This window comes from Methylogaea oryzae (assembly GCF_019669985.1).
Lineage (GTDB): Bacteria > Pseudomonadota > Gammaproteobacteria > Methylococcales > Methylococcaceae > Methylogaea > Methylogaea oryzae.
The window spans coordinates 3,910,322-3,932,428 of the sequence record NZ_AP019782.1 but is presented as its reverse complement, the minus strand read 5'-3'; the positions used below and the strand labels follow the sequence as shown (position 1 = coordinate 3,932,428).

At 64.8% G+C, this 22,107-nt stretch carries 16 protein-coding genes; 15 read left to right on the top strand and 1 reads right to left on the bottom strand.

Annotated features, from left to right (window positions below):
* Positions 1 to 53: 53 nt before the first annotated feature.
* Genes K5607_RS17555 through K5607_RS17535 form a run of 5 tightly spaced genes read left to right on the top strand, consistent with a single transcriptional unit; the run spans position 54 to position 7,570 of the window.
* Positions 54 to 896 carry a hypothetical protein gene (locus K5607_RS17555; RefSeq protein WP_221047781.1) on the top strand — a complete coding sequence of 281 codons (843 nt, stop codon included), beginning with the start codon at positions 54 to 56 and terminating at the stop codon, positions 894 to 896.
* Positions 893 to 2,209, top strand: coding sequence for a Pvc16 family protein (locus tag K5607_RS17550; RefSeq protein WP_221047780.1), 1,317 nt, complete (start codon positions 893 to 895; stop codon positions 2,207 to 2,209). The genes K5607_RS17555 and K5607_RS17550 overlap by 4 nt, the downstream gene beginning before the upstream one ends.
* Complete coding sequence (locus tag K5607_RS17545) at positions 2,206 to 4,266, top strand: ATP-binding protein (protein ID WP_221047779.1); 2,061 nt, start codon at positions 2,206 to 2,208, stop codon at positions 4,264 to 4,266. The genes K5607_RS17550 and K5607_RS17545 overlap by 4 nt, the downstream gene beginning before the upstream one ends.
* Positions 4,263 to 4,520, top strand: coding sequence for a hypothetical protein (locus K5607_RS17540; RefSeq protein ID WP_054773468.1), 258 nt, complete (start codon positions 4,263 to 4,265; stop codon positions 4,518 to 4,520). The genes K5607_RS17545 and K5607_RS17540 overlap by 4 nt, the downstream gene beginning before the upstream one ends.
* The gene (locus K5607_RS17535) at positions 4,517 to 7,570 is read left to right on the top strand and encodes an eCIS core domain-containing protein (protein ID WP_082411488.1); all 3,054 of its coding nucleotides are present in this window, start codon (positions 4,517 to 4,519) and stop codon (positions 7,568 to 7,570) included. Before K5607_RS17540 ends, K5607_RS17535 begins: the two co-directional genes overlap by 4 nt.
* On the opposite strand, the gene K5607_RS17530 is transcribed toward K5607_RS17535, so the two are convergent.
* Positions 7,554 to 7,829: a hypothetical protein gene (locus K5607_RS17530; protein ID WP_221047778.1), complete on the bottom strand. Its 276-nt coding sequence runs from the start codon at positions 7,827 to 7,829 to the stop codon at positions 7,554 to 7,556. The two genes, K5607_RS17535 and K5607_RS17530, sit on opposite strands and share 17 nt — an antisense overlap.
* On the opposite strand from K5607_RS17530, the gene K5607_RS17525 reads away from it, so the two are divergent.
* Genes K5607_RS17525 through K5607_RS17480 form a run of 10 tightly spaced genes read left to right on the top strand, consistent with a single transcriptional unit; the run spans position 7,789 to position 22,092 of the window.
* Positions 7,789 to 10,239 (top strand): eCIS core domain-containing protein, encoded by a 2,451-nt coding sequence (locus tag K5607_RS17525; RefSeq protein ID WP_281427719.1) that lies wholly within the window; start codon positions 7,789 to 7,791, stop codon positions 10,237 to 10,239. The two genes, K5607_RS17530 and K5607_RS17525, sit on opposite strands and share 41 nt — an antisense overlap.
* A 5-nt stretch (positions 10,240 to 10,244) precedes the next feature.
* Positions 10,245 to 10,898, top strand: a complete 654-nt coding sequence (locus tag K5607_RS17520) for a hypothetical protein (protein ID WP_054773472.1) — start codon at positions 10,245 to 10,247, stop codon at positions 10,896 to 10,898.
* 9 nt (positions 10,899 to 10,907) lie between these two features.
* Entirely contained in the window at positions 10,908 to 11,231 is a 324-nt protein-coding gene (locus K5607_RS17515; RefSeq protein ID WP_054773473.1) for a LysM peptidoglycan-binding domain-containing protein, read from the top strand.
* Positions 11,224 to 12,354 (top strand): hypothetical protein, encoded by a 1,131-nt coding sequence (locus K5607_RS17510; RefSeq protein WP_221047776.1) that lies wholly within the window; start codon positions 11,224 to 11,226, stop codon positions 12,352 to 12,354. Before K5607_RS17515 ends, K5607_RS17510 begins: the two co-directional genes overlap by 8 nt.
* Positions 12,351 to 12,878 (top strand): phage baseplate assembly protein V, encoded by a 528-nt coding sequence (locus tag K5607_RS17505; RefSeq protein ID WP_221047775.1) that lies wholly within the window; start codon positions 12,351 to 12,353, stop codon positions 12,876 to 12,878. The genes K5607_RS17510 and K5607_RS17505 overlap by 4 nt, the downstream gene beginning before the upstream one ends.
* Positions 12,879 to 12,888: 10 nt before the next feature.
* Complete coding sequence (locus K5607_RS17500; RefSeq protein WP_221047774.1) at positions 12,889 to 13,245, top strand: hypothetical protein; 357 nt, start codon at positions 12,889 to 12,891, stop codon at positions 13,243 to 13,245.
* A 4-nt stretch (positions 13,246 to 13,249) separates the two neighbouring features.
* Positions 13,250 to 13,606, top strand: coding sequence for a GPW/gp25 family protein (locus K5607_RS17495; protein WP_054774879.1), 357 nt, complete (start codon positions 13,250 to 13,252; stop codon positions 13,604 to 13,606).
* 12 nt (positions 13,607 to 13,618) lie between these two features.
* Entirely contained in the window at positions 13,619 to 16,267 is a 2,649-nt protein-coding gene (locus K5607_RS17490) for a putative baseplate assembly protein (protein WP_221047773.1), read from the top strand.
* Position 16,268: 1 nt separating this feature from the next.
* Positions 16,269 to 19,853: a putative baseplate assembly protein gene (locus K5607_RS17485; RefSeq protein WP_221047772.1), complete on the top strand. Its 3,585-nt coding sequence runs from the start codon at positions 16,269 to 16,271 to the stop codon at positions 19,851 to 19,853.
* A 10-nt stretch (positions 19,854 to 19,863) separates the two neighbouring features.
* Positions 19,864 to 22,092 (top strand): hypothetical protein, encoded by a 2,229-nt coding sequence (locus K5607_RS17480; protein ID WP_221047771.1) that lies wholly within the window; start codon positions 19,864 to 19,866, stop codon positions 22,090 to 22,092.
* The last annotated feature ends 15 nt before the right edge of the window (positions 22,093 to 22,107 follow it).

Sequence of the window (22,107 nt, the reverse complement as noted above, 5' to 3'; positions counted from 1 at the left end):
GGCCGTATCACGTCCGCCGATGCGTCCGAATCCGGTGTGACGGGGGCGCCGCCGTGTCCGATTTCTTCAGCCATTTATTGGATTGCGCCCAGGAACGGGCGCCGACGTTGCAGCGGCGCCGCCCGTCGCTGTTCGAGCCGCGGCAGGACGCCGGTTGGAACGCTTCCCCGTGGGGCGGCACCCAGCTCCCCGATGGCGAGGATGCGCAGGCGCAGCCGCTTGGGTTTGCGGAACCGCAGCCGCCCGCTGCCTCCGCCCTGTCGCAGCCCGTTGCGGCACAGCCCGCGCAAGCCCCGCAGCCAAGCGCGCCCCGCCAAGAAGCCATGTCACACGTGATTCGGCGCCAAATCGACACAGACAACCGGGGCGCCGTTGGCAACGCCGCGCCGCAAACGGTGGCCGCCAACCCGCCCGCGCTCTTGCGTGTGGTCGAAACCCGCGTGGAGCACACGGTGGAGCGTTTGCAGCCGATCAATCCGTTCGCCGCCCAAGAGCGTCAGGTGGAAAAGGCCGCGCCCGCTTCCGTGGCTGCGCCAACCAGCGCGGCTAAGCCTTCTGCCGTTCCCACCGTTCAAGTGGATGCCAGCATTGGCGCACCTTCGGGCGCGCGGCCTTCCCAGCCGGAAGGGGATGGAACGGAAGGCAAGGCGACGCCGCCGCCTTTCGCGCCCAGCCCGCCGCAACCAAGACGGGCGGCGCTTTCTTCCCCGCAGCGTCGCCAGTCGCCGCCGGAACGCCCGGCGGCAAGCGCTCCCCCCACCATCCAGGTCACCATCGGCCGGGTGGAAATCCGCGCCACGGCGGGCAAGCCGGCTGCCGCCCCCACGGCTCGTCCCGCCGCGCCTAAGCTGAGCCTGGAGGACTATTTGAAATCCCGTAGCGGAGGTGGCCGATGAGTGGCCCCCTGGCGATCGCGGCGGTGACCGCTGCGCTGAAGGATTTGCTCAACGACGGCTTGCTCAACCACGACTTGTCGTCGGTGGGGAGCTTTTCCGTCACCGCCATGCCGCCCGACCGGGTGGAAACCGGCAGCAACGAGCCCAACCAGCTCAACCTGTTCCTTTATCAAGTTACCCCCAACCTGGGTTGGCGCAACGTGGGCCTGCCCGCCCGCGACGTGGCCGGAAACCGCGTCGCCAATCCGCCGCTGTCGCTGGACCTGCATTATTTGCTGACCGCCTATGGCTCGAAGGACATGAACGCCGAAATCCTGTTGGGCTATGCCATGCAACTGCTGCACGATACACCGGTGCTGACGCGGGACCGCTTGCGCATCGTGCTGGGCGGGGTGTCACCGGTGGACGGCTCCATCCTGCCGTCGCCCTTCGGCAGCCTTGCCGCCGACGATCTGGCCGACCAAGCGGAGCTCATCAAGCTTTCGCCGGTGTATCTGAACGCGGACGAACTGTCGAAAATGTGGACGGCGATGCAGGCCCGCTACCGCCCGACCATGGCCTACACGGCTTCGGTGGTCTTGATCCAAAGCACCGCCGGCACGAAAGTGGCGCCACCGGTACTCAAGCGCGGCCAGGACGACCGCGGCCCGGTGGCTTTCGGCTCACCGGCGCCGACGCTCAGCGGCGTGCATCCGGCCGCCTCCGATCTGCTGCCCGCAATGCGCTTGGGCGACGACTTGGCGGTGGCCGGCGCCCATCTCGACGGCCCCGGCACGGTGACGGCGCTGCTGGAAAACGAACGCTCGGCGGTTTTGCAAGAGCTGTCTCCGACAGCCGCCCCCTCACCGACCGGACTGTCGGTCCACCTGCCGTCCGTTGCCGAAGACGCCGACGCCATGCACCAATGGGCCATCGGCTTTTATCGCCTGTCCCTGCGCGTGGCGCGGCCGGACGCGCCAGCGTGGACCACCAACGGCGTCCCTATCGCCCTGGCGCCGCTGATCAGCGTGTCTCCCCTCAATGCCGCGCCGGGCAATCTCGATCTGGAGCTGACCTGTACGCCGCGCCTGCGGCCGGAACAGGAAAAACGCGCCACGCTGTTGTTCGGATCGGACGAAATCGCGCCGACAGCCGTGACCAATCCCGCCGATCCCCAGCAACCGACCACGTTAAGCTTCAGCCTGCCCGGCGTCGCGGCCGGCGAATACCTGGTGCGCCTGCGGGTGGAAGGCATCGACAGCTTGCCGGTGACGCTCACCGGGTCGCCGGCTAAATTCGACTTCGATCCGCAACAAAAGGTGGTGGTCGCATGAGCGCCGCAACCTGGCAGGAAAACAACAACCGCTACCTGGCGGCATCCCTGCATTGGCTGCGCTTGAAGCTGCAACAGCCGGGGGCGGAGGCCAAACCGGCGGAACAAAGCGCTGCCGGCCTGTTCGGTTTGGGCAAGTCGGCCAGCGCCGGCAAGACCAAGGGCGCGCCCACCGCGCAACAGCTCAAACAGGCCGCCGAGGAGCGAGACAAAGCCGCCGCGGTGGATCCCAAGCCGGCCCTGCTGTTCCTGGCGCAGCAATTCCGCCTGTCCGCCTTCGAGCGGGACACTTTACTGCTGTGCGCGGCCATGGAATTGGACCCGGCTCTGGCCGACCTTTGCGCCAAAGCCCAAGGCGGCGCGGGGCGCAACTACCCCACTTTCGGCCTGGCCCTGTCGGCATTTGACGATCCGGCCTGGGACGCCCTGTCGGCGGAACGGCCGCTGCGTTACGCCCGTTTGCTGGAAATCAACCAGCCCGGCGCCACGCCGCTCATCGCCAGTCCGTTGCGGGCCGACGAGCGCATCGTCAATTTCATCAAGGGTCTCAACGTCCTCGACGACCGGCTGGGCATTTTGCTCAGCCCGGCCGATGCCGCCGCCGCCCTGGCGGATTCCCAGCAAGCGCTGGTGGATGCCGTCCTGCAACGCCTGCGGCAGTCGGCGGCAGAATCCGTTTTGCCGGTGGTGCAGTTGGTGGGAAGCGACGGAGACAGCAAGCTGGCCGTCGCTGGCCGGATCGCCACCGCCTTGGGACGCAGGCTGTACCGCGCCGCTGCGGCGGAGTTGCCGGCCGCCATGGCCGACAACGAAACCCTGACGCGTCTATGGCAACGGGAAAGCCTGTTGCTGCCCGTGGCGCTATACATCGATGCCGACAACCTGGACGCGGGACCCGGTGAAGGCGCCGCCGTGCAGCGTTTCCTGGCGCGGGAGTCGGGGGTGGTTTTGCTAGGGGTACGTGACGCGCCGCTCAGGATAAGCAGCGCCAGTTTTGCGGTGAACGTGGACAAGCCCACGGCCGCCGAACAGCGCGATGCTTGGTTTGCCCTGCTACAACCCGCCGTGCCGGCGGCGCAAGCCGACGAGGCCGCCCACCGCTTGGCCGGCCAATTCGATCTGAGCCTGCACGACATCCAAACCGCGGCCGCCGCGGCCAAGGCCGAGCAGGGCAACCGTGCTCCGGCGGACGATCTGTGGAGCCGCTGCCGCGAGCTGACGCGGCCGCGCTTGGATGCGCTGGCCCAGCCCCTCGTGCCGAAAGCCATCTGGGACGATCTGGTGCTGCCCGAGGAATCCGCCAAGCTGCTGAGGCAAATCGCCGGACAGGTGCGCGGCAGGCACAAGGTTTACGAAGATTGGGGGTTCTCCAGCCGCATGAACCGCGGTTTCGGCATCAGCGCGCTGTTTTCCGGCGAAAGCGGCACCGGCAAAACCATGGCGGCCGAAGTGATCGCCAACGACCTGCGGCTGAACCTCTACCGCATTGATCTCTCCGCCGTGGTCAGCAAATACATCGGCGAAACGGAAAAGAATCTGCGCAAGCTGTTCGACGCCGCCGAGCAGGGCGGCGCCATCCTGTTCTTCGACGAAGCCGACGCCCTGTTCGGCAAGCGCAGCGAGGTCAAGGACAGCCACGACCGCTACGCCAACATCGAGATCAACTACCTGCTGCAACGCATGGAAGCCTTCCGCGGCCTGGCCATTCTCGCCACCAACATGAAAAGCGCCCTGGACACCGCTTTCATGCGGCGATTGCGCTTCGTCGTCAATTTCCAATTCCCCGGCGTTCAGGAACGCAAACTCATCTGGCAAAAAGCCCTGCCGCCGCAAACGCCGCAGGAATCCCTGGATTTCGACCGCCTGGCCCGCCTCAACCTCACCGGCGGCAACATCCACAGCGTTGCGCTCAATGCGGCTTTCCAGGCGGCGGCGGCCGGCCTTCCGGTTTCCATGGGCCTCATGCTCGATGCCGCGCGCAGCGAAATGCGCAAGCTGGACAAGCCGGTCAACGAAGCCGAGTTTCGGCTGCTGGATGCGGTAAAGGGTCGGCCGTGAACGTCAACCTGCACATCGAGCGACTGATACTGGAGGGACTCGACCTTCCTCCCGGCCAGAAACGCTTGCTGCACGCTGCCGTCGAAGCCGAGCTGGCCCGGCTGCTGAGCGAGGGCGGTTTGTCTTCCCCCCTCACCGGCGGTGGTGCAATGCCGTCCCTTGCCGGCCCTTCCATGCAGTTCCAGGCCGGTAGCAGCCCTTCCGCGCTGGGGCGGCAGATCGCCGGGGCGCTGTATCGAGGTATCGGCTCATGAGCAAGTCGGCTTCGCTAGCGCTACAACCCGCCGCACCATCGGCGTCGGTGAAATCCAGCGTTTTGCAACGCCAGAGTGAGTGCCGTAACCCCACGTTGGAGGCTGACGAGTGCGGGGCGTTTGGGAGTAAACACGGTGTGTTGCAGCGTAAGGCTATGTCGCAACATCCGTCGATAGTCGTTCCATCCAGCGTGTATGAGGTCTTGAACTCGCCTGGTCAGCCGCTGGACGCTGCGACCCGCGTTTACATGGAATCCCGGTACGCGCAGGATTTCAGCGATGTGCGTGTCCATACGGATGGAAAAGCGGCGGAATCGGCACAAGCGGTCAACGCTTTGGCCTATACGGTAGGCAAAAACGTGGTGTTCGATTCCGGTCAATATGCGCCCAATACAGCGGAAGGGCGGCGCCTAATGGCGCACGAGTTGGCTCATGTAATCCAGCAACGCTTTACCGCACCCGCAGTAGCGCCATGTTTACGTATCGGTGACGCCAACGACCCCGCCGAAGCGGAAGCGGATCGGTTGGCGCAGCGCGTGGTTGCCGGACAGGCAGCCAGCGTGGGGTGGGCATGCGGAGCATACCTTGCTCGCTCCGAGAAAGAGCCGGCGACCTTCGATGAAAAAATACTGCAACGCCTGAAAGCCAAGCCCAAAGGTAACGACGCCGCCAGCCAGGATGCTTGGCAGCAAAGCCTGCGCGCCTTGTTCAAAAGCGTCCCTGAGAACTTACGGAATGGATTGGCGAAGCGGCTTGCACCGAAAAGCAAGGACGCTTTGGGCCAGTATTTCCGGGCTCAAATCGCCGACGAATCGTTGCGCGCCGAATTGTTGGAGTTGCTAGGGCTGCGCACCACTGTCGAGGCGCCCAGCAACCCTGGCCCTACCGCCGCTGCCGCCAAGGGTAAAGTTCCGGCCGATTCGATCGCGCAACGAATACAGAAGGGGCTGTTCGGCGCGGTATTGCAGGAGCTCAACGGCATGTCGATGGCGGCGATGTTGAAGACGCTCAAAGATGTGCAGGACGCGAACCTTGAATCGCTGATGCTGCATATCGATGCCGCCAACCCGCTCGGGGAGGCAAGCAAGAACCGGATGGCGGCTGCTATCGGCGCTGTGCACATGAGCCGCAATGGCGTTACCACCGGCAAGTTGGACGCGCTAGACGACGCCATGGATAAAGCCGCGTTACCCGAGGACCAGCGCGCACTGATCCGCGCCATTTTGCCGGCTTTGCCCGGCGGGGCGGCCACTCGTGTGCACACGTATTTTGAGCCGGCCAACCAATCCTTGCCGCAGGGGGATGGCGGGAAGATCGTCGAGAAATGGTCCACTGCCAAAGCCTATCGCGTACTCAAGGATTTGCCGGCCAAGGAGCTGGAAACTACCCTCGCGCAGATAGACAAGAGCCAGTTGCAGGCGCTGATGATGAGCTCGCGCCAAGCGGAGCAATACGGTGAGATGAAGTTGGAGCAACTGCGGCAAGCGCTGTATGTCGCGTGGGTAACGCGCTTCCCCGAGGAACGAGCCAAATTCGACGTCGGCGAAGAGGAAAACCCCATATTAAAAATGTCCACGGGCGCCAAAATCTTCGAGTCCATCACCCGGTCTTTCCGCAAACTGCCCGGTCAGGGTTGGGAGCGGCTCAAAGAGCTGCTGACCCCCGAGGCCATCGCGATGATGGTTGGGTTTACTGCCGCTTACGTCGTTTCACAGACCACGCCGGTGGGGTGGGTCGCCGACATCATCGTTGGGGGATTGATTGCCGCCACCGTATTGATGGTCGGGCGTGAGGCCATCGACATTGTCAAACTGCTCATCGCCTTTTCCAAAAAAGCCTCCGGCGCGACTTCGGAACAGGATCTCGATCAAGCCGCCGAATTGTTGGCCACAGCGGTCAGCAAGGCCGGCGTCGACATCATCCTGGCGATACTGTTCCACAAAGCCGGCAAAGCGGCCAATCTCAAGCCGCCGGGGCCCCGTTCCCCCGGATTGTTGGAGGTCATGCAGAAAGGCGGCGGCAAAATCAAAACCACCTTGTTGGACACGCCCGCTACGGCGGATTACGTGACGGAGGGCGGTATGGTGATCCGCATGCCGGTTGAGCAAGTTCCGGGAAACATCATGATGATGGAGGGGACTTCAGGCGGTGCCAGTGCGCCTAGGGGAGGCGTTGGAGCCCCTGGCAAGGGCGCCCCCGCAAAAGGGCCTGTCATGGAAGCGGCCGGCAAGCCAGCTAAGAACTTGCCCGGTAAAAAACTCGCTGCCGCAGATGCAGTGGCCAAGAAAAAGCCCTCCTCTCCTGGCGAATTGCTGGCCGAAGCGAAAAAGGTCGCCGCCAACGAGGAGCCCGCCGCAGCGGCGGAAAAACCTTCTGCCGCCGAAAAAACCGCATCGGCTGAACCTGCCGCTAAGCCGGTGGCTATAGATCCCAAGGTTGCCGCCAAAAACCGTGTTTTGTCGCAAATCGCCGACAACCAAGCGCTTAAAACCCAGATTTACAGCGAGATTCAGGAGGCGGTGCAACGCGGCAAACAGCGTTTGGCCCCGGAGGAAAGGACGGCATTGGACCGTCAGAAAGCCCAACTGGCCAAAGAGGCGGAAAATGCTGCGAAAGAGGGGACCGAGCTACAGAAACAGCTCGCCGAACTGGAAGTTAGTCCTTACCAAAAAGCCCGCGCTTACTCGTTTTCGGATGCAGCGGCCAAGGAGGTGATCCGTAGAGCTCGGGGCCTGGACGAAATGTCCGGGAAGAAAGCCCAGGAACCCAGCATCGACCATATCGTACCCATCGAAGAAATCGTCGAATTCGAGCGTTACAACGACCTGTTTTGGGACGACCAGCAGGCGGTTCTCAGCCGTGTGGACAATTTGCGGTTGATGGAAAAGGTACTCAACTCTTCCAAAGGCAGCCGGCGCTGGGCGAATTGGAGGGAAGGGTTACGGGCTTACGGGAAGGAGGTGTGGGAAAAAATGGTGCAAACCGAAGGCGAGTTGCGCCGCCTGATCCAGGAAGACATCAAGGCTAGGGCGGCTAAGAGGCATCGCTGATCGTGATATTACTTGCACGGCTAACCATGGCGATTGGAACCATCGACAAAAAGCGGTATTTCCCTAAACGGAAATCTTCGACGTGTCGCGGCAGTGGATTGCCGAGGGCATAAGTTATGCGCGCCGCCATCACCAGCCAAAGCACAAGCGCTCTAAACGCAACGACGGCTTCTGCTGCCAACGCAGCCTTGCTGCGGCGGCAGCCGAGCGAAACAGCCGTGGTGCAACGTAAAGCGGACAGCTCGTCTGCTTCAGGCAACGCTTCTGTCGCAGCGCTGACGGATGTTTTGAACTCCCCCGGTCAACCGCTGGATGGGGGGACGCGGGCCTTGGTCGAGTCCAGGTTCGGGCGGGACTTCAGCCAGGTGCGGATCCATGCGGACGCCAAAGCCGCCCAAGCAGCGCAATCGCTCAATGCGTTGGCTTTTACTTCCGGCCGTGACGTGGTTTTCGGTGCCGGCCGCTATACGCCCAAAACGCCGGCCGGTCTTAAGCTGCTGAGCCATGAATTGACCCATGTGGTGCAGCAGCAGGGAGCGCCCGATGCTGCCGTGCAGCGCTTGAAGGACCCTGCAGCCGACGAGTCCGAAGCCAGGCAAGAGAAAGACGATGATGCCACGCCGAACGTGGCCTCCGAGCAAGTCGATCTGCCCGCTGCCGCCGGGGCAGAAGTCCCTGCGCAACCGCCGGACCAGACGGAAGAACCCGCACCGGCCATCGCTGCCCAGCTCGCCGGCCCGTTACCGGCACAATTCAAGCGATTCGTTGCCGCCGCCGACGGCGCGCCGGAACGCGAAGCGGATGCCATGGGCGACTGGATGGTGGCAAACAACCCGGCTCTGCCGCGGCCGAGCATCAACCGTTATAGCGCATTGCAGCAAGTCGCCCGCAAAGCCGCGCCACCGGCCCCCGTGGCGCAGGGCAAGCCGCGCCGCCGGCTGAACCTGGTGTTCATTATGGGCGCCGACCGGCGCGGTAACGCCAACCGCTTTTACACGGCGGCACACGATTATTTTTCCAGCCAGGTGAAGAACGACGCTTTGATCGACGATGCCAGTCATCGCAATTTGGAGTCCGTCTTCGATTATCTGCGCGGGCTCAACCCGCGCGAGGTTGCCATCGGCAATATTTATCTGGTGTCCCATGCCGCCGAGGACGGCACCCTGTCGTTTCCCTTGACGGCCGGCGACGAGGCGAGCCGGGACAAGAACGCCCACCATATCACCTACGCCCAGTTGAAAAACGCGCTGGCCACGCAGCCGCGGCTGTTCACCCTGCCGGCTGGCCTGATCGACCGCAATTCCACCATTCATATCAAAGGCTGCAACATCGGCCGCAGCACGGCAATGCTCGATCAACTGGATCAAGCTTTCGGCGGCGAAGGCCAAGTGACCGCCCCAACCCATAAGCAGCAATACAGTTCGACCAAGAACGCCAGGCGGGAGGTCATCAAGGCGGAAGAAGCCTTGGCGGTTTATTACCTGGAAATTCCCGGCGTGGCCAATCTTACCGCTGCGCAGCAGCTCGCCCAATTCCGCGCAAAGTACCCCTTCCTATCGGAAAAAAAATGGAAGGCGCTGTTGGGCCGCGGCGCCAAACGCACCGTGCTCAATCCCTACAAGTTTCGCGTTACCGCCCCGCCGGGTAGCGACCAGCAGGCCTTGGCCGAGGCCCAAACTTGGGGTGATCCACAGATGGCGCGTCCGGACATGTACCCCTGGCGCATCGTCAGCCGAACGCCGCAGCCAAAAGGCCTCGTTCTCTACCAATTGGAAGTCAACAAGACCAACTACACGGTGGATCGGGTGCTGACGGACGAAGCGGACCAGCCCCTGAAACCCGACGAAAGCAATGCCGACTTTTTTGGAGCGTCCACTTATGAGCAGCCGGCACATCAGCCCACGGTTTCGGTCAAGCCGGCCAGTATGGCCATGCCCGAGGTTTTCACCAGCATCGCCAGCGTGAGCCGCCGCATCAAAAAGCTGCCCAGCGACGACGCCGAAATGATTCGTGACCTGACGGCGGACTGGCAAACGCTCGAAGACGATTTGCGCCAACGTCCAGCCAAGATGACGGCAACGGAAATAATCGGCGTGATTACCCATTTGGCCGGCGCTATCGGCCAATTGGCCGGCGACGACGAGTCTATCCGCACCGACCTGCTGGCCGCCGGAGACACCTTCGGCGAGGAGTTGCAGCAACGCCCGCCGGCGCTGGAGGGGCCGGAGATCGTCGCGCTGTCCGGCCAGCTCACCACCGCCATCGATGCCGCCAAGGGTGACGTCCGCGTGCTGGAAAACCTGGTTAAGGCGCGTAGCGCTTGTGAAGACGCCCTGGGCAAGCGCGCCATTATGATCGACGTGCAGGTGGTCAAAACGGAGGATTGGCTGGGTGCGGACGAGGTCTATTCCCGCGTGGCCGCCAAGGGGCATACCGAAACCACCAAAACCGTGAAGCTCAACGACGGGCAGTCCTACGCATTCACGCTGTCGCCCGCCGGTTATTTGCCCATGGCTGCGCCGTTGTCGGTGCAGGTCTTCGATGCCGATTGGCCGGATGCGGACGACTTGATCGTGCAGATGGAGTGGAAACCGCCGTTTCGCCCGCTGGTTAACAGCGAGTCTCTCGACGGCGCCAATTACCGCGTTCACGCCCACTTCGACAGGTAAACGCTATGAGCTCCTTCCCCAACTCCCCCCGTCTGCTCAAAGGCGGCCTCGCTTTGCTGGAGCCCCAGACAGGTACGGTGCTGAGCGTCATTCCGCTGCAATACAACCCGGACACGCTCAGCCGCACTTTACAGATCAAAGGCGTCGGGCAGGAAAGCGGCGACCACATCGAGGCGTTGCGTTTGAAGGGGCCGCCGACGGAGACCATCAAGTTGGACGCGGAAATCGATGCCACCGACCAATTGGAAACGGCCGACAGCCAGACCGTGCAATTGGGCCTGCACCCCTTGCTGGCGGCGTTGGAGGTCATCGTTTATCCCAGCAGCGCCCATTTGACGTCGAACAATGCGGAGGCGGCTTCCGGTTCGCTGGAAATCCTGCCGGCCCAAACACCGCTGACGGTGTTCATTTTCGGTCCCAACCGCATCGCGCCGGTGCGGATCACCGAGTTCAGCATCACCGAAGAGGCTTTCGACACTTCGCTCAATCCCATCCGCGCCAAGATCAGCCTGGGCATGCGCGTGCTGACGGTGGACGACCTGGGATTCGACGTCAAGGGCGGCAGCTTGTTCATGGCCTATCTCCAGGCCAAGGAGCAGTTGGCGGCGAAGAACCGGGCCGGATCGTTCGGGGCCTTGGGCATCACGGGAATTCCATAAGGACAGGCCATGACCACCTATAACTTTCTTCCCACCAGCCGTTACTACGGCGTCGAAACCGCAACCCTGCAAAGCGAGGACGGCCAAACGCGGGTTTATCTGCGCCGCCGTTTCCTGCCGGCGCCGGAACGCTTTGTCCTGCTGCAAGAGCATGTCGTGAACGAAGGCGAGCGCCTGGACCAGGTCGCGGCGAAATATTTGGGCGACCCCGAGGCTTTCTGGCGCATCGCCGACGCCAACGGCGCCATGCGTCCGCAGGCTTTGACGGAGACCGCCGGGCGGCGGCTCCGCATCACCCTGCCGGAAGGCATACCGGGCATGCCCAATGCTTAAAGGCGTCCACCTCACGCTGCTCATCGGCCCGGCGGTGCCCGTGCCGGCGCCGGAGTCGGTGATGAACGCGCTGCAAAGCGTGCAGGTGACCAGCTCCAAGGACCGCAGCGGTTTCCAGATCGGCTTTGCCGTCAGTAAGAACTCGCCGCTGCTGACCAGTATGCTGCCGGCGGGTTATTTCGATCCCATGGTGACGCGGGTCGTCATCGTGGCGACGGTGAACGGCTTTCCCAATGTGTTGATGGACGGCATCGTCACCCGCCAGGAGCTCGCCCCCAGCAACGAGCCGGGGCAATCGACCCTCACCATCACCGGCGAGGATTTGAGCGTGCTGATGGACATTCTGGAAATGCCGTTCATGCGCTATCCCGCCATGCCGGAGGTGGCGCGGATTTACGTCATATTGGCCAAGTATGCGGTGTTCGGCATCGTGCCCATCGTCATCCCGCCCATACCGCCGGATGTGCCGATCCCCACCAACGAAATCCCGACCCATATGAACGGCACCGACCGGGGCTATATCCGGCGCCTTGCCCAGGACGCCGGCTACGTGTTCTACGTGGAGCCGGGGCCGGCGCCCGGCCAGAGCATCGCCTATTTCGGGCCGGACATCCGTATTCCGGTTCCGCAGCCGGCGCTCAACGTCAACATGGATGCCCATACCAATGTGGAGTCGCTCAGCTTCAGTCTGGACGGGCTGGCGAAAAAGGTGGTGGTTTTCACCATCATGGACCCGGTGACTCACAAGATACCGATCCCCATTCCCGTTCCCGACATCAGCATTCTGCGCCCGCCCATGGGCGCCCGGCTGACGCCGCCGGCCAAAATCGAATTCGCCAAGGACGGCGCCTCGCAGAATCCCCTCAAGGCGGCGCAGAAGATTCTCGGCATGATGTTCGAGGCGTCCGACGCCATCAGCGTTTCCGGCTCCCTGGACGTACTGCGCTACGGCCAGGTGCTGCGTTCGCGCATGATGGTGGGGGTGCGCGGCGCCGGTCTGGCCTACGACGGTCTCTACTACGTCAACAGCGTTACCCACAACATCAAGCGCGGCGAATACAAGCAAAGCTTCCAGCTCAGCCGCGACGGGCTGATTTCCAATACACCGAAGGTGCCGGTATGAGCGATTCCGACGGCAAATTCTGGGGTAAATACCGCGGTACCGTGGTGCAGAACATCGACCCGGAACTGCGCGGACGCATCATGTGCATGGTGCCGGACGTGCTGGGGCCGGTGCCCTCCAGTTGGTGCGAGGCCTGCGCTCCCCTGGCTGGCCCCACCGGCGCGCCCATGGGGGTCTACATGGTGCCGCCCATCGGCGCGGGGGTGTGGGTGGAGTTCGAGCAGGGCAATCCGGGAAAACCCATCTGGACCGGCTGCCGCTTCGCCACCGGCGATGCACCGACCCTCGCTTTCGCCGGCCTGCCCATATCGCCCAGCATCGTCATGCAGACGGCCGGGCAAAACACTGTGGCCATCAGCGACCTGCCCGGTCCCACCGGCGGCATCATGCTGAAAAGCACCACCGGCGCCACGCTCATCGTCAACGACACGGGCATCTATATCCAGAACGGCAAGGGCGCCATGATCACCCTGGTCGGGCCGTCCATCGATTTCAACGGCGGCGCGCTCACCATCGTCAAATAGGAGGTAGGGAATGCCCGGATTTTTGTTGCATGTGAACGCGGTGGCGCAGTGCACCCACGGCGCGCCGGCCACCATCGCCCCGTCCCAGCCGCGGGTGCTGGTCAGCGGCCAGCCCGTGGCGACCATGGCCGGCGTGATAACCGTCGCCGGTTGCCCGTTCCAGATTCCCGTCGGCGCCGGCACCAAGCCGCAGCCCTGCGTGACGGTGAAGTGGCTGATGCCTTCCACCCGCTTCCTGGTGGGCGGCCAGCCGGTGGCTTTGCTGCCGGCGCCGGGGGCCGGCCCTGGCCTGTGCCAGAGTGCCGAGCAAATCCCCCAGGGACCGCCCATGGTCAGCACCGTGCAGACCCGCGTGATTGGAAGCTAAGCCTATGGACATCGATTTCCCCTTGCATTTCGACAGCCGCGGCCGCACCGCCGCCTGCGACGAAAGCGGCCACATCCGCGACCTGATTGAGCAGTTGATCTTCACCAGCCCCGGCGAGCGGGTGAACCGCCCCGACTTCGGCAGCGGCCTGCTGCAATTGGTGTTCGCGCCCAACAGCCCGGAGCTGGCGGCCACCGTGCAGTTCACCCTGCAAGCCGCCGTGCAGCGCTGGCTGGGCGACGTGATCGAGCTGCGCGCCCTGGAGGTGCGGGCGCTGGATTCCGCCTTGACCATCGACATGCGCTACGCCATTCGCCGCAGCGGCGAAGAGCAGACGGCGAGTTTTACCCGCAGCGTTTAGGCCGGAGGACTTATGGAATTGTGTTGCCAGCAGGACGGGCGCCGCGAAGCGGTACGGCGCATGAATGGGTGGAACGGCCTCGACTATGTGGAGGTGAGCTGCGACCAGCGCACTTTGACGGCGTATTTCCTCGGCAAGCTGCCGCCGGAGCTGCGGGAGAACCAGCCGGGCATCGAGCGCTACCTGCGCGTGGAGGGCGGCCGCCGCATCACCGGCATAACCATCACCGACGTGGACCCGGTGGTGGAAAGCGACCCGGAAAAAGACGATTACCTGGTGGTGCAGCTGGACAAATACGGCGATTTTTCCACCTATACCTTGCGGCTGGTGGGCGTGGAAAACATCGATCCCCGCTACGACCACGCCGATTTTTCCTTCAAAGTCTCCTGCCCGTCCGAGTTGGATTGCGTGCCGCCCTGCCAATGCCAGCCGCCGGCGCTGGAAGAGCCGGAACTCAACTACCTGGCCAAGGACTATGCCAGCTTCCGCCAACTGATTTTCGACCGGCTGGCCCTGCTGCTGCCCGATTGGCGCGAACGCCACGTGCCCGATCTGGGCGTGGCCCTGGCAGAAGTGCTGGCCTACACCGGCGACTACCTCAGCTACTACCAGGACGCCGTCGCCACCGAAGCCTACCTGGACACCGCCCGTCAGCGCATTTCCGTCCGCCGCCATGTCCGCTTGGTGGACTACAAGCTGGACGAAGGCCGCAACGCCCGCGCCTGGGTGTGCGTGGCGGTGGGATCGGACCTGACGCTGGACCGGGCCGGGCTGGCGTTCATCACCGGCCTCAACGACGGTCTGGCGGCGCAGCAAACCGTGCTGGACTGGGACAAGCTGCGCGATGTGCCGGCGCGGGACTACGAAGTGTTTGAACCTTTGCCGAGCGGGGGCGCCGCCATTGCCCTGTACAGCGCCCACAACGAAATCCATTTTTACACTTGGGGTTTACGGGAGTGCTGCCTGGAGCGAGGCGCCACCTCCGCCACCCTGCTGGACGGTTGGGTCGGCGAATCGGGCCGTTGGCTGGACGCGCTCAAGCCGGGCGACGTGCTGATTTTCGAGGAAGTGCGCGGCGCAGTCACCGGCCTGCCGCAGGACGCCGATCCCACCCGCCGCCACGCCGTGCGTTTGACCGGCTTGGAGCGGGGCGTCGATGCCGCCATTCCGACGGCCCAGGGCCGGCCGACGCCTTACGTGGAAATTCGCTGGAGCGAGGAAGACCAACTGCCTTTCCCTTTCTGCATTTCCGCCCTGGGCACGGCGCCGGACTGCCGTTACCTGGACAACGTCAGCGTGGCGCGCGGCAACGCCATCCTGGTGGACCACGGCAGGAGCCTGGATTGCGAATGGCTCGGCCAAGTGCCGATGCTGCACACCGAGGCGGACTGCCTGTGCGAAGGCCATCCCGGCGACGGCAGCACGGTGGCGGGGCGCTTCCGCGCCGCCCTGGCGAAAGCGCCGCTGACGTTCAGTTTGCCTCTGCCGTTGGAGCGGGCCGGATGTTTTGTGTCGGCGGCCGGTTTGATGGCTGCGCCGGAGGACGACGAAGCCGCGGCGTTACCGCAGTTGCGGTTGGTGTCGGTGCCGGGCGACGCCTGGGAACGGCGTTACGACCTGATGGAGGACGGCGGCGGCGAGCGCCAATTCACCGTCGAAATCGGCCCGGCCGGCGACGCGTTGCTGCGCTTTCCCAAGGGCGACATGGCCGCACTATGCTGGACGCCGCGCTACGATTTGCTGGAAAGCGGCCCTGACGACCGCCATTTCGTCGCCGAAATCGACAACGACGGGCTGGCGCAACTGCGCTTCGGCGACGGCGAGCTGGGCAGCCTGCCGCCGGCCGGCGCGGTGTTTTTCGCCCTTTACCGTGTCGGCAACGGCGCGCGGGGCAATGTGGGCGCCGTAGCCATTTCCCGGCTGGTGCTGGACAACGCCAGCCTGGACGGCGTCGACATCGCCGTGCGCAATCCCCTGCCCGCCGCGGGCGGCCGCGAGCCGGAACCCATGGCGGAAGCCAAGTTGTATGCCCCCCACCTGTTCCGCAAGAGGCTGGAGCGCGCCATCGTCGCCGACGACTACCGCCTGCTGGCCGAGCGCAGCCCGCACAGCCGCGCCAAAGTGCAGCGCGCGGCGGCGGCGCTGGCGTGGACCGGCAGTTGGTACGAAGCGGACGTGGCTGTCGATCCCATGGGCCAGGAGGGCGCCGACGCGGCGTTGTTGGACGACATCGCCGGCTACCTGCACCGCTACCGCCGCATGGGCCACGACCTGCACGTCATGCCGGCCCGTTATGTGCCGCTGGATTTGCAATTGGAAGTCTGCGTGCAGCCCCATTACCAGCGCGGCCACGTCAAGGCGGCGCTGCTGGACGCGTTCGGCAACCGGCTGTTGGCGGGCGGCCGGCGCGGCTTTTTCCATCCCGATAGCCTGACTTTCGGCGCAAGCATTTACGTCAGCCGCATCGTCGTCGCCGCCCGCGCCGTGGCGGGGGTCGATTGCGTCAAGGTGACGCGCTTGCAGCGCCTGTTCGAAACGCCCAACCGGGAAATCGAAAACGGCCTGCTGCCCTTGGCCGGCCACGAAATCGCCCAGCTCGACAATGATCCCAGCTATCCGGAACGGGGCAAGCTGGACATCCGCCTGTTCGGAGGACTATGACATGAGCGGAAACACCTGCGGTTGCACCACCGAGTCCTGCGGCTGCTGCGAAGGCAGCCGCAAGCTGACGCCCATGCCTACCGCCAACCGGCGCGGGTTGGACGCGCTGCGTTATCGCGTCGGCACCCACGGCGCTTTCCTGCAAACCATGAAAGCGCGCCTGGCCGATCTGTCCGTGGAAGCGCCGGGAGCGGACGGCCAGACGTTGGAAACCTTCCTGCCTTTGAGCGGACTCACCGCCCGCGACGGCGGCGATCCGGCCATCGCCCTGCTGGACGGCTGGGCCAGCGTGACGGACGTGCTGACGTTCTACCAGGAGCGCATCGCCAACGAGGCCTATTTGCGCACCGCCACGGAGCGCCGCTCCGTGCTGGAGCTGGCCAAGCTGGTGGGATACAAGCTGCGCCCCGGCGTGGCTGCCAGCGTGTATCTGGCCTACACCCTGGACGACAATCAAACCGATCCGGTGGAAATCCCCGCCGGAGCCCGTTCCCAGAGCATTCCCGGCCCGGACGAACTGCCCCAGTCCTTCGAAACCAGCGAAACGCTGGAAGCGCGCGCCGCTTGGAACAACCTGCAAGTGCGGCTGACCAAGCCGCAAAACATCACCTACGCCAACGTGCTGGCCACCGACAGCCTGTACCTGGCCGGGACCGCTACCAATCTCAAGGCCGGCGACCAACTGCTGTTGCAGTTCGACGACCAGGCCGAACAGGCGGCCGTGCGCACGGTGGCGCAAGTGGAGGCGGAACATGCGGACAATTACAGCTTGATCCGGTTGCAGCCGGTGCCGCCCCTGTTGCTGGCCATCGTGCCGGCGCTGGTCCAGGCCATCCAGGCCCTGAGCGCCTTGTCGCCTTCCACGCATCCACAAGCCGAGCCGCGAATAGCGGCTTTGCAAAAGCTGCTGTCCAATATTTATCTCGGCGTGACTGCCCTGCCCGATTGGTTGAAGCAACTGCTCGTCAGCCAGGGCATTGCTTTGCCGTCCAAAGCCGATGGCGCACTGGTCGCCACGGCGGTGTCCATCCCCGTCGATCCCGAGGTAAAGGCGATCATCGACGCATTTGTCGCCGAAATCGGCAATATCGCCAAACAGCTCCATGGGGCGGCGTCCGGTGCCGAGGCGACGGATCCTTCGTTGTTTGTGGAGGGCTTGCTGCTGGGCCCCAACGCGCAAGCGGCCAACAGCCTGGCGCTGGCTCGTAGCCTGAGCCGGTCCTTCGCCAAAGGCTCGGACGCCCATCCGCAACTGCTGGTCAATTTCGCGCCGCAAATCAAGGACAGCTACTACGCCGCCTGGGCCAACGCCAACGTCAACGCCGCTGCGGCCCATCTAAAAGCGGTTTATGCCCTGCGCATCAACGCGCCGCTGTTCGGCGCGAACATCGCCAAACGCGCGACGTTTTCCGGAAATCCATTGAAGCAGGATCCGCCATCGTCCTGGGAGGAATGGCCCACTGTGGCCGGCGACGAGCAAAGCGACGCGCTGTTTTTGGACCAAGCCTACGACGCGGTGCTGCCGGACAGCTATGCCATGGTGCAAATCCAGGAAAGCAGTGGCCCGACCCGGATGCTGCGTGCCGTGACGGCCACGCAAACCACCCAGCGCAGCGCCTACGGCATCAGCGGCAAGACTACCCAGCTCAGCTTGAATCAAGATTGGTGGAAGGGGGCGAGCGACTCCATGAGCACGCTGCGCGGCACTCTGGTGTATGCCCAGAGCGAGGCGCTCAGCCTGGCGGAACAGCCCATGCCGGCCAGCATCCCGGCCCAAGACGCCGTCGGCGACGACGGGAAGGCCGAAATCGAGCTGGCCGGCTTGTACCGGGAATTGAAGTCCGGCCGTTGGGTGATTTTTTCCGGTGAGCGGGACGATATTCCCGGCGTCAGCGGCGTCAAATCCAGCGAGCTGCTGATGGTGTCCGCCCTGAAGCACGGCTACGATGCCGCCCTGCCCGGCGACCAGACCCACACCACGCTGACCCTGGCGACGCCGCCGGCCTACCGCTATAAGCGCGACACCCTCACCATCTACGCCAACGTGGTCAAGGCCACCCACGGCGAAACCCGCCAAGAAACCCTGGGCAGCGGCGACGGCGCCCAGGCCTTGCAAACGTTCACGCTGAAACAGCCGCCGGTCACCTTCGTATCGGCCGCTAATCCAACCGGCGTGGAAAGCACGCTGAAAATCTACGTCAACGACGTGGAGTGGCGGGAAGCGGACACCCTGGCGCTGGCCGGTCCGAAGGAGCGCCGCTTCGTCAGCAAGACCGACGACAACGCCAACACCAGCGTCGTGTTCGGCAACGGCAAGGAAGGTGCCCGCTTGCCGACCGGGGTGGAGAACGTCAAAGCGGTGTATCGCAGCGGCATCGGCAAGGGCGGCAATGTTCGCGCCGAGCAGATCAGCCTGCTGCAAACCCGCGCCCTGGGCGTGAAAAGTGTCGTCAACCCCCTGCGCGCTTCGGGCGGGGCGGACAAGGAAAGCCGCGACCAGGCGCGGGACAACGCTCCCCTGGCGGTGATGGCCCTGGACCGGCTGGTGTCGGTGCAGGACTACGCCGATTTCACCCGCACGTTCGCCGGCATCGGCAAGGCGGCGGCGCGGCGCTTGAGCGACGGCCGCCGCGAGCTGGTGCACATCACCATCGCCGGCGCCGACGACATCCCCATCGACCGCGATTCCGACCTGTACCGCAACCTGCTGGCGGCTCTCTACCAGCTGGGCGACGAGGGGCTGCCGGTGCAGGTGGAGATGCGGGAGCTGGTGGCGCTGATGCTGAGCGCCAACATCAAGCTGGCGGCGGGCTACCGGTGGGAGCCGGTGGTGACGGAAATCCGTGCCGCCTTGCTGAACGAATTCGGCTTTCAAAAGCGCGCCCTGGGGCAGGCGGCGCAGCTGTGCGAAATCGTCAGCCTGATCCAAGGCGTGGCGGGGGTCGAGTATGTGGACGTGGATGCCTTCGGCGGCCTGCCGGAAAAGCGGCTGGATCTTTGCTTGCAAGCGCCCCGGCTGCTGACCCTGGATGAATTGGCGCTGGCGGCGAAAGTCATCGTCACGCCGGCCCTGGGCGCCTACTTGCTGCGGCCCGGCGACATCCCGGACGTGGCGGCTTTTCGGCAGGTGTTCGTGGACGACGGCTACGAGGGCGGCTATGCGGTGGCGCAATACCTGCTCGGCCGTTTTTCCAAGGGCTTGGCCGACAAGCTGAACGACGAGGCTGCGGCGCAATCCCAGCCCCTTTGCTTGCAAGCGGCCCTGGTGGCCGAGCTGAACGCGATTTTGCAGGGGGTGTCCCTCTACGACGCAAACCTGTTCTACAGCGTGCCGCTGGATGCCGAAACCCTGGCGCTGGTTGTGTCCCAGCCCCAGGGAATGGCGCTGGTGCGGCTCAACCGCCTGCTGTTGGACCAGGCCTTTTCCGGCCAGATCACGCCCATGGGGCCCGTGCCGCCGCCCGGCCCGGCGCGGCGGGTGGAGGCGGGCGTGGCGGAGTTCTACGCCGGCGTCGTGCGCCCGGCGCGGCTGGCGATATTCACCGCCGCCGTGCCGGACACCATCACTTTGAATCGGATTTCCTGAAGGCCCGCCCATGAGCACCGTCACCACCGATACCCGCACCGACCGGCTCTACCAACTGCTGCCGGCCATTTACCGCTTGCGCGACGCGGAACAGGGCTATCCCCTGCAAGCCCTGCTGCGCGTCATCGCCGAGCAGGTCAACCTGATCGAGGACGACATCGGCCGGCTTTGCGACAACGCTTTCATCGAAACCGCCGAGGACTGGGCCGTGCCCTATATCGGCGATCTGATCGGCTACCGGCCGGTGGCCGACACGGCGGCGGAGCAGGAGAGCGGCGCCTTGAATCGGGTGCTGGTGCCGCGCCGGGAAGTGGCCAATACCATCCGCTACCGCCGCCGCAAAGGGGCGCTGTCCCTGCTGGAAGTGCTGGCCGGCGACGTGGCGGGCTGGCCGGCGCGGGCGGTGGAGTTCTTCAAGCTGCTGGGCTGGCACCAAAACCTCGATCACCGCCATATGGAACGGGCGCGCACCTGCGATTTGCGCAACGTGGAGGCGCTGGAGCTGTTGGACGGGCCGTTCGACCGGCTGGCCCATAGCGTGGACGTGCGCCGCATCGACTCGGCGCGCAGCCGTGGACGCTACAACATCCCGTCGGTGGGCGTGTTCGTCTGGCGCTTGAAAACCTACACCGTCAGCCACACCCCGGCCTATTGCATGGAAAACGCCGGCCCGCACTGCTGCACCTTCAGCGTTTTGGGCCAGGATGCGCCGCTGTTCACCCGGCCGGAGCCGGAAACCGAGCCGACCCATATCGCCGAGGCGATCAACTTGCCCGTGCCGGTGCGCCGTCTGGCGTTCGAGCGGGATAAGGCGCTGTTTTACGGCGAAAACCGCAGCTTCGCCATCTGGGCGGAAGGCTGGGCCGGCCTGGACGGCAGCAGCCCGGTGCCGGTCGAACAAATCATTGCGGCGGACTTGTCCGACTGGCGCTATGCGCCGCCCGCCAACCATATCGCTCTCGACCCTTTGCTGGGCCGTTTTGCTTTCCCGCCCGGCCAGTTGCCCAAGAAAGGCGTGCGGGTCGCTTACCGCTACGGCTTCAGCGGCGACCTGGGCGGCGGCGAGTATTCGCGCACCCTGTACGATCCGCCCACGCTGAAAGCCGCCGCGGCCGATTCTGCGCAGGCTGTAGCCCCCAGCTTTTACCGGGTCGGCAGCGGCCAGGCCTATGCCCGCATCGGCGAGGCTTTGCAGCAGTGGACGCAGGACCGGCCCCGGCGCGCGGTCATCGAGCTGACGGACAGCGGCGTCTATGTGGAGCCGGTGGCCATCGAGCTGGCGCCGGAACAGAGTTTGCAATTGCGCGCCGCCAACCGCGCCCGGCCGGTGATACGGCTGCTGGATTGGCAGACCGACTTGCCCGACGCCCTGTCGGTGGGGATGGCGGCAGGCAGTCGCCTGACCCTGGACGGCCTGCTGGTGACCGGGCGGGCGGTGCGGATCACCGGCCGCGCCGGCGATACGGCGTCGGCTTCCGGCGTGGAATCCTGCGGCGCCGAGGTGGTGATCCGCCACTGCACCCTGGTGCCGGGCTGGGCGCTGGATTGCGACTGCGAGCCGAAACGGCCGGCCGAACCCAGCCTGGAGCTGTACGGCGTGCGGGCCAAGGTGCGCATCGAGCACAGCATCCTCGGCTCCGTCCAGATCAACCAAGACGAAGTCCGCAGCGATCCCCTGCCCCTGGAAATCAGCGACAGCATCCTGGACGCCACCGCCCCGGACAAGGAGGCCATCGGCGCGCCGGGCTACGCCGTGGCCCACGCCGTGCTGAACATCAAGCGCAGCACGGTGTTCGGCATGGTCGACGTGCACGCCATCGGCTTGGCGGAAAACTGCGTTTTCAACGATTGCGTCAACGTGGCCCGCCGCCAACTGGGCTGCATGCGGTTCTGTTACGTGCCGCCCCGCTGCCGGACGCCGCGCCGCTACCACTGCCAGCCCGATTTGGCGGTGCAAGCCGCGCAGGAGGATCTCGCTGCCGGCCCGGCTCGGGATGCGGCCGTCGCCGGCGAGCTGCTGCGCTTGCGGCCGCAATTCACCAGCCGCCGCTACGGCAGTCCCGGCTATGGCCAGCTGGCCGTGTCCTGTGCCGAAGAAATCAAGCGCGGCGCCGAGGACGAATCGGAAATGGGCGCCTTCCACGACTTGTTCCAACCCCAGCGGGAGGCCAATTTGCGCGCCCGCCTGGAAGAGTACAGCCCGGCCGGCATGGACGTAGGGCTGATCTTTGCCACCTGAGCCGTACCCGTTTAT

What these genes read in the sequence shown, in the direction of transcription:
- K5607_RS17515 (WP_054773473.1), top strand. Translation starts at nt 10,908, where the DNA reads ATGACCACCTATAACTTTCTTCCCACCAGCCGTTACTACGGCGTCGAA.
- K5607_RS17545 (WP_221047779.1), top strand. Translation starts at nt 2,206, where the DNA reads ATGAGCGCCGCAACCTGGCAGGAAAACAACAACCGCTACCTGGCGGCA.
- K5607_RS17505 (WP_221047775.1), top strand. Translation starts at nt 12,351, where the DNA reads ATGAGCGATTCCGACGGCAAATTCTGGGGTAAATACCGCGGTACCGTG.
- K5607_RS17550 (WP_221047780.1), top strand. Translation starts at nt 893, where the DNA reads ATGAGTGGCCCCCTGGCGATCGCGGCGGTGACCGCTGCGCTGAAGGAT.
- K5607_RS17520 (WP_054773472.1), top strand. Translation starts at nt 10,245, where the DNA reads ATGAGCTCCTTCCCCAACTCCCCCCGTCTGCTCAAAGGCGGCCTCGCT.
- K5607_RS17485 (WP_221047772.1), top strand. Translation starts at nt 16,269, where the DNA reads ATGAGCGGAAACACCTGCGGTTGCACCACCGAGTCCTGCGGCTGCTGC.
- K5607_RS17535 (WP_082411488.1), top strand. Translation starts at nt 4,517, where the DNA reads ATGAGCAAGTCGGCTTCGCTAGCGCTACAACCCGCCGCACCATCGGCG.
- K5607_RS17490 (WP_221047773.1), top strand. Translation starts at nt 13,619, where the DNA reads ATGGAATTGTGTTGCCAGCAGGACGGGCGCCGCGAAGCGGTACGGCGC.
- K5607_RS17495 (WP_054774879.1), top strand. Translation starts at nt 13,250, where the DNA reads ATGGACATCGATTTCCCCTTGCATTTCGACAGCCGCGGCCGCACCGCC.
- K5607_RS17480 (WP_221047771.1), top strand. Translation starts at nt 19,864, where the DNA reads ATGAGCACCGTCACCACCGATACCCGCACCGACCGGCTCTACCAACTG.
- K5607_RS17510 (WP_221047776.1), top strand. Translation starts at nt 11,224, where the DNA reads ATGCTTAAAGGCGTCCACCTCACGCTGCTCATCGGCCCGGCGGTGCCC.
- K5607_RS17500 (WP_221047774.1), top strand. Translation starts at nt 12,889, where the DNA reads ATGCCCGGATTTTTGTTGCATGTGAACGCGGTGGCGCAGTGCACCCAC.